At 51.9% G+C, this 13794-nt stretch carries 14 protein-coding genes, 1 other RNA gene and 2 pseudogenes; 9 read left to right on the top strand and 8 right to left on the bottom strand.

From position 1 onward, the window contains the following. The first annotated feature begins 87 nt into the window (after positions 1–87). Both WJM78_RS06090 and WJM78_RS06085 read left to right on the top strand, forming a co-directional pair. Positions 88–426, top strand: a complete 339-nt coding sequence (locus tag WJM78_RS06090; RefSeq protein WP_042036960.1) for an outer membrane protein assembly factor BamE — start codon at positions 88–90, stop codon at positions 424–426. Between the two features lie 160 nt (positions 427–586). Next, positions 587–1222, top strand: coding sequence for an NAD(P)H-binding protein (locus tag WJM78_RS06085; protein ID WP_339014444.1), 636 nt, complete (start codon positions 587–589; stop codon positions 1220–1222). Positions 1223–1315: 93 nt separating this feature from the next. Here WJM78_RS06085 and WJM78_RS06080 read toward each other — a convergent pair whose 3' ends face one another. Both WJM78_RS06080 and WJM78_RS06075 read right to left on the bottom strand, forming a co-directional pair. After that, positions 1316–1675 (bottom strand): RnfH family protein, encoded by a 360-nt coding sequence (locus tag WJM78_RS06080; protein ID WP_339014442.1) that lies wholly within the window; start codon positions 1673–1675, stop codon positions 1316–1318. Next, positions 1668–2102, bottom strand: a complete 435-nt coding sequence (locus WJM78_RS06075) for an SRPBCC family protein (RefSeq protein WP_042036964.1) — start codon at positions 2100–2102, stop codon at positions 1668–1670. Before WJM78_RS06075 ends, WJM78_RS06080 begins: the two co-directional genes overlap by 8 nt. Before the next feature lie 157 nt (positions 2103–2259). Here WJM78_RS06075 and smpB point away from each other — a divergent pair, with 157 nt between their 5' ends. Together smpB and ssrA are read left to right on the top strand one after the other, a co-directional pair. Beyond that, positions 2260–2748: an SsrA-binding protein SmpB gene (smpB, locus tag WJM78_RS06070; RefSeq protein WP_042036966.1), complete on the top strand. Its 489-nt coding sequence runs from the start codon at positions 2260–2262 to the stop codon at positions 2746–2748. 122 nt (positions 2749–2870) lie between these two features. Then, positions 2871–3230: a transfer-messenger RNA gene (ssrA, locus tag WJM78_RS06065) on the top strand. Positions 3231–3821: 591 nt separating this feature from the next. On the opposite strand, the pseudogene WJM78_RS06060 reads toward ssrA, so the two are convergent. Continuing rightward, positions 3822–4328 (bottom strand): annotated as a pseudogene (locus WJM78_RS06060) (recombinase family protein); the annotation flags it as partial. A gap of 113 nt (positions 4329–4441) precedes the next feature. Next, positions 4442–4635, bottom strand: a pseudogene (locus tag WJM78_RS06055) (transposase domain-containing protein); the annotation flags it as partial. A 21-nt stretch (positions 4636–4656) separates the two neighbouring features. Here WJM78_RS06055 and WJM78_RS06050 point away from each other — a divergent pair. The 5 genes from WJM78_RS06050 to WJM78_RS22795 all read left to right on the top strand — a co-directional run bounded on the left by WJM78_RS06050 (position 4657) and on the right by WJM78_RS22795 (position 8326). Continuing rightward, positions 4657–4824, top strand: coding sequence for a hypothetical protein (locus WJM78_RS06050; protein WP_339014439.1), 168 nt, complete (start codon positions 4657–4659; stop codon positions 4822–4824). Between the two features lie 200 nt (positions 4825–5024). Then, a complete protein-coding gene (locus tag WJM78_RS06045) occupies positions 5025–5891 on the top strand; it encodes a LysR family transcriptional regulator (protein ID WP_339014437.1) in 867 nt (288 codons plus the stop codon). A gap of 621 nt (positions 5892–6512) precedes the next feature. Next, positions 6513–7226 (top strand): 2OG-Fe dioxygenase family protein, encoded by a 714-nt coding sequence (locus WJM78_RS06040; RefSeq protein ID WP_339014436.1) that lies wholly within the window; start codon positions 6513–6515, stop codon positions 7224–7226. 1 nt (position 7227) lies between these two features. Then, a complete protein-coding gene (locus WJM78_RS06035) occupies positions 7228–8124 on the top strand; it encodes a DMT family transporter (RefSeq protein ID WP_181364813.1) in 897 nt (298 codons plus the stop codon). Positions 8125–8218: 94 nt separating this feature from the next. Continuing rightward, a complete protein-coding gene (locus tag WJM78_RS22795) occupies positions 8219–8326 on the top strand; it encodes a 2Fe-2S iron-sulfur cluster-binding protein (RefSeq protein ID WP_422388445.1) in 108 nt (35 codons plus the stop codon). A 338-nt stretch (positions 8327–8664) separates the two neighbouring features. On the opposite strand, the gene WJM78_RS06030 is transcribed toward WJM78_RS22795, so the two are convergent. From WJM78_RS06030 to WJM78_RS06015, 4 genes are read right to left on the bottom strand one after another with little or no spacing between them, the layout of a single operon-like run. Then, positions 8665–9789, bottom strand: coding sequence for a glycosyltransferase family 4 protein (locus WJM78_RS06030; protein WP_339014434.1), 1125 nt, complete (start codon positions 9787–9789; stop codon positions 8665–8667). Positions 9790–9804: 15 nt separating this feature from the next. Next, entirely contained in the window at positions 9805–11052 is a 1248-nt protein-coding gene (locus WJM78_RS06025) for a glycosyltransferase family 4 protein (protein WP_339014432.1), read from the bottom strand. Beyond that, positions 11052–12425, bottom strand: coding sequence for an O-antigen ligase family protein (locus tag WJM78_RS06020; protein WP_339014430.1), 1374 nt, complete (start codon positions 12423–12425; stop codon positions 11052–11054). Before WJM78_RS06020 ends, WJM78_RS06025 begins: the two co-directional genes overlap by 1 nt. Beyond that, on the bottom strand, positions 12413–13732 hold the full coding sequence (locus tag WJM78_RS06015; protein ID WP_339014428.1) for a lipopolysaccharide biosynthesis protein: 1320 nt from the start codon (positions 13730–13732) through the stop codon (positions 12413–12415). The genes WJM78_RS06020 and WJM78_RS06015 overlap by 13 nt, the downstream gene beginning before the upstream one ends. Positions 13733–13794: the final 62 nt, after the last annotated feature.

Raw genomic sequence — 13794 nt, 5'->3', positions numbered from 1 at the left:
ATGGATCAATGGCTTTTTACTTCCGCAGAGGGAGCCGGTATGATTTGCCGAGCTTAAAAAGACTTGAATGGATGATCTGAACTCGATATGCGGATGAAACACCTGATTGCCGCGGCCCTGACCGCCCTCACCCTGTCCGGTTGCAGCCTGGTCTATCGCATCGATATTCCCCAGGGCAACTACGTGGAACAAAAACAGGTCGACAAACTGCGCCAGGGCATGACCCGCGAACAGGTCGAGTTCGTGCTGGGTTCCGCCATGCTGCGCGATGCCTTTGACCCGAACACCTGGTATTACCTCTATGAATTCCAGCCGGGTCGTGGCGAAAAGGAGCGCAGGGAGCTCACCCTGACCTTCGCCAACGAAAAATTGGCCACGGTCACCGGCGACTTCCCGTTGCCAGCGGCCTTCCACACACCGCTCTGATCGCATTCACAAAACCGGCCCCGTGCCGGTTTTGTTTTATGTGGCCACCGCCATCCCATCTTCGCGAGGAAGCCTCCATGAACCAGCCCCGACACCCCCATCCCAGCGGACGGCTTGATGACCAGGCGCTGACGGCCCCCGTTGAAGCTGGGAGGCACCCATGAGCCAGATCCTGATCGCCGGGGCCAGCGGGCTGATTGGCCGGGAACTGCTCCGTCAACTCGACCCCGCTCACTCACTGACCCTGCTCTGTCGCAAGGCGAGTGATTCCCGACCCCAACATCACTGGCTGCCGGTCGACTTCGAACAACTGGCGGAGCTCAGCCTGCCCGATCCGGTCGACATCGCCTTCTGCTGCCTCGGCACCACCCGCAAGCAGGCAGGGTCCGACGAGGCGTTTCACCGGGTCGATCACGACTATGTGCTGGCCTTCGCGGCACTCGCTCGCCGCCACGGCTGCCAACGTCTTATCGTCGTCTCGAGTCTGGGGGCCAATCCACACTCGCCGGCCCTCTATCCCCGCACCAAGGGGCAGATGGAACTGGCGCTGCTGACACAAGCCTGGCCACGGCTCGCCATAGTGCGCCCCGCCATGCTGCTCGGCAACCGCCAGCCGCCGCGCCTGTCGGAGCAATGCTTCCAGGCGTTCTATCCGCTGCTGCGCCCCCTGCTGGTTGGCAAGTTGCGCCGCTGGCGCGCCATCGACGCCAGCCAGGTAGCCCACGCCATGATAGTGCTCAGCCAGCAGGAGGGTGGCGTTGAGGTGGTGGAAAACGAGCGGCTGCACGGGATGTGACAGCGCTCTGCCGCTGAACAGCGTTGGTGACGACTCAACAGGAAAGCAGATCAAAAAAGGCGCCAAGGCGCCTTTTTACTCCAGAGTGCGGCATCAGGCCGGATCTGTGTCCCCTCGCTTGCGGTTGGCATTGGGCCGCCCGCCGGTCACCGCATCGGCACGGCCCTCTTCCTTGGCCTTCTCGGCTCGCTTCTTGCGCATCTCTTTCGGATCGGCGATGAGCGGGCGGTAGATCTCGATGCGATCCCCCTCCTGCAGCAGGTCAGCCCCCTTGACCGGCCGACTGTAGATGCCGAACTTGTTGACCGACAGATCGATCTCCGGGTGCTTCTGCACTATGCCGGACTGCTCGATGGCGGCCAGCACGCTGGTGGCGGGAGCAACCCGGATACGCAGCACAGTCTGGCGCTCGGGCAAGGCATACACCACGTCGATATTGAGCAGATCAGACACCGTACACCACCTTGGCGCGGTTGGAGAAGGCAAGCACCATGGAGCCCACTAGGTCGCGGAAAATCTGGCCAAACGCCAGCTCGATCAGCTTGGAGGTGAACTCAAAATCGAGGTCGAATTCGACCTTGCAGGCATCCACATCCAGCGGCGTAAAGGTCCACCAGCCAGCCAGCTTGCTGAAGGGACCCTCCACCAGTTCCATCTTGATCTGCCGGTTGGCATCGAGCCGATTGCGGGTGGTAAACGTCTTGGCAATCCCCGCCTTGGCCACATCGACCGAGGCAGTCATATAGTCATCGCCTGTCTCGTGGACACGGCTGCCGACACAACCGGGCAGAAACTCCGGATAAGCGTGAACATCATTGACCAGCCTGAACATTTGTTCTGCGCTGAACATCACCAGGGCACTGCGAGTAATACGGGGCATGGGCTTTCCTCATCCAATCGGGCCGATTTTATCACCTTGTTAGCCAAGATCATCCCCAAAACCGCTCACAAAGCCGCCACTCGAGCAGTTGCGCGTTTTACAGCCGCCGCCACCCACGTATAATGCGCCTTCCTAATCATTGCCAAAGGCGCCCGTCATGAGCAAAAAGAACAGTAAAAACAAAGCCGGGTCCAGCACCATTGCACTCAACAGAACCGCCCGCCACGAGTACTTCATCGAAGAGCGCGTGGAAGCCGGTCTGTCCCTGCAAGGGTGGGAAGTCAAATCCCTGCGGGCGGGCAAGGCCAACATCAGCGAAGCCTATGTCATCTTCTTGCAGGGCGAGGCCTTCCTGTTCGGCTCCACTTTCCTGCCACTGAACGCCGCCTCCAGCCACGTAGTGTGTGATCCGACCCGCACCCGCAAGCTCCTGCTGAGCCGCCGTGAACTCGACAAGCTGGAGAGCCTGACCGCCCGTCAGGGGTACACCATAGTGCCGCTGGCGCTCTACTGGAAAGAGTGCTGGGTCAAGGTCGAGATCGGCCTGGTCAAAGGCAAGAAAGAGCACGACAAACGGGAAGACACCAAGGCCCGCGAATGGGATCGGGAGAAAGCCCGCATCATGAAAAACAAGCATCGCGGCTGATTGTGCGCCGCATGCAGCCATGCGGCGTCCAATAAACCAGCAATCGACCGGCCCAGGCCGGTCGATTGCTATCAACGCCTTGCCATGACAGGATTTTTGCGTACAATCGACTTTGACAACTTGGGGCTGATTCTGGATTCGACAAGATTCACGAAACCCAAGGTGCATGCCGAGGTGCGGTAGGCCTCGTTAACAAACCGCAAAAAAATAGTCGCAAACGACGAAAACTACGCACTCGCAGCTTAATAACCTGCGCTGAGCCCTTCTACCCTAGCTTGCCTGTGTCCTAGGGAATCGGAAGGTCATCCTTCACAGGATCGTGTGGAAGTCCTGCTCGGGGCGGAAGCATTAAAACCAATCGAGCTAGTCAATTCGTGGCGTGTCTCTCCGCAGCGGGTTGGCGAATGTAAAGAGTGACTAAGCATGTAGTACCGAGGATGTAGTAATTTTGGACGGGGGTTCAAATCCCCCCAGCTCCACCAATTTAACTAGGACAGCGGTAGGACAAAACGAGGTAAAACAGCCACTTAGCGAAATCATCGCGACAGAGACTGGCCTGAAACAGGAACCAAAATGATCCACTGGTGATCCAAGATTTAGAAAGCCTGCAGAAATGCAGGCTTTTTTCTTTTTCACTATCCAAGACATCAAAAAGCCCGCACTGTGGCGGGCTAATCCGAATCCTTCCGCATTACAACGCAGTGACTTCATCACGAAGCCTTTCAAGAATGCGCGCGATTGTATCCCGCTCCTGCAGTGTCAGGTCTACTTCCTCCAAGTACACTTCAAGCTCCGCCAGTATTAATTCCATCCTGTGGTCCCCCTGGTGTAGCCCGCCGCCGAAAATGAAAAAGACTGACGGGAAAATGAAAAACTACCAGCCCGGCTGGTTATCAAACTTGGTGGCACAAGGATCACTGAGTTTGATAAGCCCGTTAAACCGGCATTAAACCTCTATCTCGAGCCTGTAAATAACTCTATGTAACTGCCCGCTGTCACACTATGTGCCTGTTCGAAACGCGTTTCCGGAATCATGCTTTAGCTCCATTATGCGCGTGGTGTTTCGGGCGTCATTACGCTGCTTTGCAGGCTCGCTTAACGCTGGCGGGTGAAATCCCAAAATGTTCGGCGGTCGCTTGGATGCTTGCACTGTTCTCCTTGCGCCAGATAGCAACGGCAATATCGTCAATGGTCTTTTCTCGCCCTAATGCTTTGCCCTCTGCCTTGGCCTTGGCGATCCCGGCCATCTGACGGGCCTTGATATTTGAGCGGTCCAGCTCTGCGACTGCGGCCAACATGGTTAACATTGCCTTGCCGATTGGCGTGGACAGGTCGAACCCTTCCCGCAAGCTGATAATCGACACCCCCTTAGCTTGCAGCGCCTCAACCGTGTGCAAAATGTCGATGGTGTCACGCCCAAGACGGTCAACGGCGGGAACAATTAGCGTATCCCCCTTCCGCACAAACTTGAACAGCTCGGAAAATTCCGGGCACTCTAATGCCTTCACTGCGCCAGATATGCCCTCGTCTGCGAACCACATTTCTACCTTGTGGATCTGCTCAATGCTGTGTCGCTGAGCCTCGAGGCTGTGTTCTCAAAGGGAGTAAAAAAACAGATACGCCACTATTTCAAGCCTCATCCCTCCAAAAATCGTAAGCGTACAGCGAAGAGCGTATTGACAGGCGTTACATGTTATTCCGCCGGTAGAACAACACGCCATGGCAGCAGTTCGCTGACCCAATTCACCGGCCAGTCGGCGATCATATTTAGCACATGCCGTAGGTAATGCTCCGGATCTACACCGTTCAACCGGCAGGTGCCGAGCAAGCTGTACAGCAAGGCCCCCGCTCGCCTCCATGATCTGAACCAAAAAACAGGAAGTTCTTTGACAGGCTCACAGCAGAGTTTTGAGTGCACCTCTTTCATCATCGCCATCACCAATTGAAAAGATGTTCAAGGCATCCACCGCCGTGGCACTGATTACCGGTAGCGTCACATCAACGGTGCAGGCCGCCGATGATGCCAAACTGAAGGCCACCAAAACCGATCTGGCCTTCACCAATTTCATTCCATGAACAATGCCATGCATAGTCGCACAACACACTTTGTCAGATTATGTATGAAAAATTAATTAATTTTATGTTGATACAAAGCGTTAAAATAAAGAGGAAAGATATATCATGTCACGACTTTATTCTATTCGGTGATTTTTGATTGCTTTTTTTGTACGTTCGCTAGAAAATAGCAATAAATAGTAGACTCTTGGTTGTATGGTATGGAACGATCATTTTTGCGTAAAAGTGGGATTACATTGGAGCAGCTACGCTGTTTTGCGTGTGTATACGAGACGCTAAACATTACAGAAGCCGCGCAGATACTAGCAAAAACTCAATCGGCGGTAACAATCACATTGCAGAAGTTTGAAGAAAAAATAGGAATTGAAGTTTTCAATCGGAGGATGGGAAAGAATCTAGTAAGGGGCGAAGGTGCGGAGAATATATATATAAAAGCTATCGATATATTAAAGCGAGCCAATTCATTATGTGTACCATCAGATAAAATAATTACCGTCGGTATTCCAGATGACCTTTCCACTGATAAAACCCTTCAAGTAAAGAGTTATTTCAGTAAGTGTTTTAATGGTTCAACCATATTTTTAATAGTTGATAAAAATGAAAACCACGCCAGGAACTATGTGAATGGAAATCTGGATTTCTATTTTCAAAAAAAAATGAAAGTAAACAGTGAACCCGCTGTAGTAAATAATGGTCACTACCTATATACATCAAGACTTATTTGGGCAAGTAATAAACGAGTGAATCTTGAGCTTTTGAGCTACTTACCGCTAGTATCATTTCACGAAGGGTGTATACCTCGCATTAGTCTTGAACATTCCTTAGCAATGCTCCGAATCCCTTATAAATTTTTGTATGAATCTTTTTCGTGGCATCAAAATATAGAGGCAATCAAGTCAGGATTAGGCGTTGGAATCATACTAGATACTATGTACGATGATGAACTCACAATACTGGAATCTAAAGATGGTTTTCCAACCCTCTGGGATATCGATGTATATTTGATAGGCCGGCAAGATATCATCACTGACGCTCTTGCTGACGGGGTAAAGACGATCTTCTCTTAGACGCCGAACACCTTTAGTTGAAAATCACTTAGCTCGATATTACATGAATGGATATTTTCAAAATGGAGTAGTCCGGCTCTGTTGAGGAGTCTATGCCAAGAATCAAGCTGCACTCATTGCTTCCATTTTGGCGATAGTTTAGATCAGCGTTATTTCCCAAATCGATGCAGCTTGGATGGAACTAACTGAGGAAGCGATGATCTGATCTCCACCCTTCCCTTCAAGTCTACATCATGGGGCAGTCGCTTCCCCCTTAGTCTACCAGTCAGAAAGCCCCAAGAGTAGCGGTCACTTGGGGTTGTGGCTTGATGGTTGATTTAGGAAATCAACGACGTTGTCTGGGGTAATTACAGGGTGAGCTCATGAATGTTTTATGATCGAAATCAGTTTACTTAACCCTCAACAATGGAAGGTAATTTGAACATCCTTCTCCGCTTATCTTCTTCAAAATGGGTGAGAAACGAAAGATTGGTTAAATAACATACACCCATGCTCTCACCCTGGGATTGGGGTGGAGCAATGCACCCATAAAAAAAATGAATACTTTATTAAAAAATAGCATTTTCACTGTCTTTAATTAACTATTATGATGAATTCCTTAAATAAAGGAAAGGAACGGAAATGGAAGCGCCACACCCTTATGTAAACGGTTTTAAATTTGTTAGCGGCGAGAGTTTACTGTCTGAGCATAAATTAGAACTTAGTGATATCTCTGAATTTCGAGTTTTCTTTGATGAAAATGTAAAGCCAGATCCATATTCTCCAGTGCGACATCGTGGGATGCTTAAAATTGAGTATGATAATCTTAGTAAACAAACCATCAAATCAAAGATACAAAGTTATTTTGCTTCAGGTAAAGCAAATAACTTGAATGGTGGCATGAGTAGAACCTTCAATGTAATCGATGAATCTCTATTAAGTAATCCTACATTTAAAGCTATTTTTAACCAACACGAGCCACTTATCATAAAATACTGTGAAGTTAATAACGTTAAAACGGCTAATATCAGCATTCATTTTATACGTTATCAGGCAAAAGAAGGTGAAGCATCATACAGCTCCCCTGTGTGGTTGCACCAAGATGATGAGCCTCTGGTTTTCATTCATCTAATCCATTTAACAGACAATGCCCTAGGTGCAGATAATGTTATTTCAGGCTTTGATGATCTTCCTACAAATGTTGTACGCCTAACGAACTTCATGGACTGCCTTATCGTTGACCCGACATTGAAGCATGCAGTAACCCCATTAGGTTCAACCAAAGGTACGGCCCGACGTGATGTCATGCTCATCAATCTAGAAAATCTAAGCCAACAAGTATATGGTGACTATTAGTATGAAATACACTAACGATACATTAGGCCGTTACTATATGTTTATAGCAATGGTTATTTCTGGGTCTATTGGCTACTTCGCTTTGGAATCAAATCAAGCATCTGAGAATATTGTTTTCGCTCGGTGTGCTATCGGCTCGGTATTTTTAACGTTGTATGTTTATTTTTCTAAAAAATTTCCCTCCCTGAAAGAAATCACTTGGAATACCGTACTCGCATTAATCATTGGTGGTGTGACACTAGTTTTAAACTGGCTGTTTCTCTTTAAGTCATATACCGAACTATCCATGGGATTAACCACGATAATATACAATACGCAACCTTTTATTTTAATTATTCTTGGCTCGATTCTCTTGAAAGAACGGTTAAAGCTAGATCATATTGCTCTTGTGACGGTTTCTTTTATCGGCATCACAACTATTGTTTTAGGCGGTGATATGCAGCAAAGCGATATCAAAGTCACCGGTGTACTAAATGCTTTAATAGCCGCAACGCTATATGCTCTGTCAACCATTTATACTAAGAAAGTTAGCAATCTTACGCCAACGTTTATTGCATTATGTCACTTGTTAATTGGGCTTGTAGTATTTGCTAGTTTTTTTGATGTAAATAACTTCAATCTGAATATAAATAAAGTTCATAACCTAGTCATTCTTGGATTAGTCCATACAGGTTTTATGTATATATTTTTGTACGGAGCATATGAAAAATCAAATGTGTCGAGTCTTGCGATAATGTCATTTGTTTACCCACTTGTCGCGTTAATCATTGATGTTTTAGTTTACGACCTAGTTCTAACAACAGTGGAAGTTATTGGCGTATGCATCATTCTATGTTCATTGATTATTTATAACTCACGGAATTATTTAAAACCAAAAAGGAATTTACAAAACGTTTGAGTGGATTACCGGTAGAAAGGTAGATATAAGTTTTAACGAAAAAAACACCCTGGCAATACAAAGAAAACAGTTTTTCAGTCAGCCATAGAAAAATATACCGATAAGATACAACTGTGGCTCTGGCGTTTGTGGACAATGTGCCGTAACACTGAAGTCTGTAGATGTTACTAGCGACAACAACGTGCTATTAGCATGTCAATAGCTATCCGAAAAATAATATAACAATAAGTCAGTAGCTATACTTATGTCCGAAGTTACTAATTTGGATGTTGTCACGACCTCTCAATCCCAAAAAATAAGGTGTTCTTACAGGCGTTGTTTCCCAAATCGATGCAGCGTGAATTGAGCTAACTGAAAATGTGGCTTAGATGTGAAAATAATTATGGAGGTATCAATATTTTTTATGAGGGACTTGTTGAGTCACCGGTGCCAGGTTGTATTATCACCGTGTAAAAATTTCAGGAGCCGCAATTTCAAGCCATCAAAATGGCCTCCAAGGAGGCCATTTTTTCAACCACTTTAGGAATACAGCCCAGGTCACTACAGAATTAATTTATCCTCTCGCAACAGCGCTTCCCACAGGTCAGCTGTACCCTGATACGTATCAACAGCTTTATAATGAGTCGTTGCATGTAATTGAGCGTTACGCCCAAGTCGAATGACAACATCTGGCATAGCATTCAGTTCTACCAATACTCGGGCAAGATCATCAGAGTCGTTTGGATGATATTTACAGCAGTTCACACCATCAATCAGGTGCTGATCCCACCAGGCACCATCAGTTGGGATAACCACGCATAATCCTGCCGCCATCGCTTCCAGAATGGAGAGCCCAAACGGTTCTTGATGACTAGTAGAAACAAAAATACCACATTGAGATCTTATCTCATCAAGATTATCAGGACTTGAGTACCAGCGGGTATCTGGCAACTGGGGCTGGGGCTGACTGCATGGCAAACGAGTTCCCATCGGCTGAAGATAGCAAACTATCAACTCTGGACGACTGCTAGATATCTGTTGATGGGCGGCCAATATTGTTTCCAATCCCTTCCATTTCAGCAAGGACGCTGCCCATAATATACGAGCACCTCCCGATGTCGTCGTAGGCCAATCAACGTCACTCAAACCATTTATAAATGACTTCCAATGTGATGGAAAATCAGTTTCGCCAAGCCGAAGTATTAACGCCTCCAAAGAGCGACGTGTACTTTCCAGATAAAATACAAGATTCGCACGCTGCAATGCTCTGGCTGAGAGGCCAGAACACCCCACAGGCCCATGGATCATCTGCACCACCCGACACTGCAACCAGCGGGCAGCCCAGTAACAGCAGAGATCGACCCCGGGCCCTGATGCTGCCAGCAAGCACTTGACCGCCCCCAGACGCCATGCCAGCCACAGAATAGCCATGGTCTGCCACCCCTGCTTGAGCAGATAACCCAAGCCAGACTCCCGCCCTTTCAAGAACGGGGGAACCCAAAGCTTGTGATGTCGACAATGAGCCCAGGAAGCCGGGTCCTGAGTCAGCACATGAAATGTCATCTCCGGCATACGTTTGGCTAACTCGTCGAGTAATACTTCAGTCGCCACCTTGGATCCACCACGAAAGGGGATGGGATCAACCACGACAATCTTTCCTGTCACTGGCTTCATCTGTGTTGTCATCTTTTTGCTCCCCCCTCAATTTGATAAATTTCGGGTGCCAATACCAGCCAACATCCTCACCCACAATCTTCGTCCTCTAGCGGCAAGCCGTCGCCCAAGCCAACGTAGCATCCGTTGATAAGGAAACTGACTCGCACTAGCCCAGCGCCCAGCCAGCGCGTCAGTCCATACCTCTGTTATCTTGTCGACATAAATCTCCACAGTGAAGAGTCGCTCTGCACGTTGCTGCCCAGCATGACCCATTGCAGATCGAAGCGAAGGGTTGCTCAACCTCTGCCAATGCCCAGCCATCTGGATCCAATCTCCCGGTTCAGCCAGCAGCCCATTAACCCCGTGTTCAACCACCTCAGGGATCCCCCCCACCCGGTAGGCACTCACCGGCAGCCCCAGCATGCCCGCCTCGGCCAAGGTAAGACCGAATACTTCTTCGCGAGCACCAGACACCAGGAGATCCACTCCCCCCCGCAAAATAGCGGCGCTGTCAGGACGCTCGCCCAGAAAGTGCACCCGCTCCGCTACCCCGAGCTCGACCACGAGTGCCTCCAAGGCTAGTCGTTCAGGACCGCTACCAATCACCAGAAGTTGTACCTCTTCCTCTGAGTTGACGAGTTCTGCCAGAGAGCGGATCAGTAAATCGATCCCCTTTCGTTTGATGAGCGACCCTATCGTGGCCAGAATCAGCCCCCCGGGGGGCAGCCCCAACATGTCGAGCACAGGCCAGCGAGATCCACTGTTGAGACGCTCACCATCCACGCCATTGGGAATGTGGATCAGGCGAGCATGCTCGCAGCCATCCTCTCGCCAAGCAGTCAGCACCGGCTGGCTCACCCCGATCAGTACATTGGCTTCGTGTACCCGTAAGGTGAACCTGTCTCTGGGCTGATAACGGGCATGCAGATGGCACACCAGTGGCACGGCCATCTCCCGGCACACCCCGGCCAACCACTGGCAGGGGGCGGCGCTGTTGGCGTGTACCAACGTGACACCATGTTCACCTATAAGCGCCCTCGCCCGTTGGCACAAAGCCCGATGAGCGGCCAAATCGAAACGGGGAGCCTGCCACCCGAGCAGCAGAGTAAAGGGCTCAACCACAGTGTTCACCCCGAGGCGGGCCGCTTCATCCGCCAACCTCTGGCTGTTGCACCAGAGCAGAGGTGCAAAACGGCTGCGATCGAGGTGAGCCAGCAGATCCAGCAGGCAGCGTTCGCTGCCGCGGATCCAGTCCTCACCGTAGTGAACCAGCAAAATGGGGATTGCACTCATTATCCTGCTCCCTTGTCGTTTGTGTCCTGTACCACAGCGGCCGTTTCCCTGGCCTGTTGGACGTATTTGATGGCGGCGACAGCCAACGCCAGCTCCAGATAGATGGGCCAGGTAAACCCTTGGGTCAGGAAGGACCCCGAAATAACAAATCCCACCATGCTGGCCATCACACCCTGCATGGCAGTGATCACTGCAGGAGGCATGCCAGCAAGCTGACAACGCCAACAACTGCGCAGCGTCACTGTGACCATACCAATAAACAGCGCCAGGCCGACAAATCCGGTTTCCGCCAGTACCCCGAACCAGGTGGAGTGCACTGCATGGTTGAGGCCATCCCAGTGGGGACTGTAGAAAAAGTAGTTGTAATAGAAGTTGGAAAGCCCCACCCCCACCAGCGGATGGCCTAACGCCATGCCCCAGGCAGCTTGCCAGGCGTAGATCCGCCCCATGGCGGAGGCATCGACCCCACTCTCGGCCGCACCACCAGATGCCCTATCACTGATCCCTGCGGCGGCAAACAGCACCAGCAACGCCAGGGAACCACAGAGGATCAGCACGGTTTTAGACTTCACCCGCTGCCAGGCAAACAGGCCACAGACCGCACAAATGCCCAGCAAGCCCCCCCGGCTTTGGGTGGCAATAATGGCGGCGGCCACCAGCACGAACCCCAGCGCCCCAAGGGCCCGCCCTGCCACGCCGTTACCCTGATTGAGCAGCAAGCTGAGCGAGAAACCGGCAGGAAAGAGCAACACCAGCGCCAGATCGTTAGGATCCCCCAGCACAGAGCCAAGCTCGCGACCAATGGTCACCCGGGTTTCCTCCACCAGCCCGATCCCGCTCGCCTTGTTGGAGAGCGCCACCAGCGCCACCAGACAACCCGCCACCACGAACACCCTCACGGCCAGGGCAAAATCCCCCGGGGTGCGCACCAGCCAGGCGGTCGCCAGAGTCATCAGGTAGATCTTGCTGTAACTGCCAGTCCAGGTGGCAATCGCCTCGCCCCGGTTGCTGGCGAACAGTACACCGATAGACACCATCACAAAGAAGGCCGTCAACCAACTCAGGGGCTGGCTCCAGTAGGGTTTTATCCGCCCGGTCAGCAAAATGTGCCAGACCAGGGCGCCAATGGCGGCCAGCGAGAACAGCAGCGGTATCTTGAGGGGATAGAGCTGGGGAAACACCTCATGCAGACGAAAGAAAGAGAAGGTGACAAACCCCAGCACCATCAAAAATGGCCAACGCAGGGCGAACCAGATAGCAGGGATAGCCAGGCCAATCACCGGCATCAGCAGGGGATGAGGCAGACGCCACCAGAGCCCCGCCACCAGCAGGCTGACGGCCAGCCCCCACAGTGCATGGCTCAGGCGACCCATTGCCCTGCCCACCACTGACCCAGCCACATCATGGCCAACGACCCAGCGCTACTCGCCCAAAGCATAGAGAGGCGATATGGCAACGGCAGCAACCGCTGGCTCACCAGATAGAAGGCCAACGCCCGCACCATGTAGACCAACAGCAGGGTCCAGATCACCCCGCCTACCCCGAACTGCGGGATTGTGAGCAAAAAGCCAGTCACGCCAAGCGCACTGCAGCCCAGATTGATGAACATTTGCGCCTTACTCTCCTCGCCGCTGAAGCAACCGACATTGAGCAGATCGGAAACATTGCGCACCGCCATTCCCAACACTAACAACGGGATATAAGCGATGGCCCCGTGATAGCTCTGCGGAGTGAGCCAGTGAATGAGCAAGGGAGCCGTGAGACCGACCACCCCGGCAGTGGCAAAACCCAACACCGACCCCAACACGCTGTAGTGCGCATTGAGACGCAAGCCATCCGGTTCCTTGAGCAGCATGAAGCGACGGGGATACCACCAGAGGGCAAAGGGCTGCAGCAAGAGCCCCACCGCCAGCGCCAGCTTGCCGGCCACCGCATAGTAGGCCAGCAGAGTCTCGCCAACCACGTCTGCCAGCAACCAGCGATCCAGCCCGCTCAGAGCAAAGCCAGCCAGCCCGCTCACCACCAGTGGCATACCGTAACGCATCAGGGGACGATAGGATTGCCAGTCAAAGCGGATTCCGCTATCTCGCCACTGCCACAGGCTGAGCAGCAGGGCCAATGCGATACAGGTCAGGGTGCCGGAGGCAAGCACCCCGCTCACACCCCAGCCCAACCAGAGCCACCAGCCCGTCAGCAGGGACTGGATCACAGCCTTGCCAGCCGTGACCACAAAGAAAAGGCGGGCCTGATTGCGCATCCGCAGCCACGCCAGCGGCACCCCGATCACCCCCTCGAACGGCAGGGCACTGAGCACCCAGCGCACATCCGCCAAGCGGGTCTCCGCCGGCAGCAGCCGCTGCACCTGCGGGGCCAGCAACCAGAGCACCACCAGACTGGCCAGCGCAATGACCCATACCAGGCCAAATACCCTCGCCACCACTTGTTTACGTTCTGCGTCATTCTGTGCCATGCCAGCGAAGCGGTAGAGGGCGTCCACCAGACCGAAGCCGAGAATGAGTGAGCCCAGATTGATGATGGTCAGCAACACCTCCAGCTGACCATACTCGCGAGGCAGCAACTGATGGGTCAGCACCGGCAGCATCAGCAGGGAAATGCCCTTCATCAGCAGTAATCCGACCGCGTAATAGAGCATGGCTATCTGGTTCACACCAAGTTTCATAGGGCCTCCCAGCCACCAGGCAACACGCCCTGGGTCATGTACCGCCAATGCAAAGGGCACGC

Source organism: Aeromonas popoffii, assembly GCF_037818705.1.
Lineage (GTDB): Bacteria > Pseudomonadota > Gammaproteobacteria > Enterobacterales > Aeromonadaceae > Aeromonas > Aeromonas popoffii.
This window is presented reverse-complemented; position numbering and strand designations above follow the sequence as displayed.

Coding starts and splice junctions, on each gene's coding strand:
- WJM78_RS06090 (WP_042036960.1), top strand. CDS start 88: ATGCGGATGAAACACCTGATTGCCGCGGCCCTGACCGCCCTCACCCTG.
- WJM78_RS06085 (WP_339014444.1), top strand. CDS start 587: ATGAGCCAGATCCTGATCGCCGGGGCCAGCGGGCTGATTGGCCGGGAA.
- WJM78_RS06075 (WP_042036964.1), bottom strand. CDS start 2,102: ATGCCCCGTATTACTCGCAGTGCCCTGGTGATGTTCAGCGCAGAACAA.
- smpB (WP_042036966.1), top strand. CDS start 2,260: ATGAGCAAAAAGAACAGTAAAAACAAAGCCGGGTCCAGCACCATTGCA.
- WJM78_RS06045 (WP_339014437.1), top strand. CDS start 5,025: ATGGAACGATCATTTTTGCGTAAAAGTGGGATTACATTGGAGCAGCTA.
- WJM78_RS06040 (WP_339014436.1), top strand. CDS start 6,513: ATGGAAGCGCCACACCCTTATGTAAACGGTTTTAAATTTGTTAGCGGC.
- WJM78_RS06035 (WP_181364813.1), top strand. CDS start 7,228: ATGAAATACACTAACGATACATTAGGCCGTTACTATATGTTTATAGCA.
- WJM78_RS06030 (WP_339014434.1), bottom strand. CDS start 9,789: ATGACAACACAGATGAAGCCAGTGACAGGAAAGATTGTCGTGGTTGAT.
- WJM78_RS06025 (WP_339014432.1), bottom strand. CDS start 11,052: ATGAGTGCAATCCCCATTTTGCTGGTTCACTACGGTGAGGACTGGATC.
- WJM78_RS06020 (WP_339014430.1), bottom strand. CDS start 12,425: ATGGGTCGCCTGAGCCATGCACTGTGGGGGCTGGCCGTCAGCCTGCTG.
- WJM78_RS06015 (WP_339014428.1), bottom strand. CDS start 13,732: ATGAAACTTGGTGTGAACCAGATAGCCATGCTCTATTACGCGGTCGGA.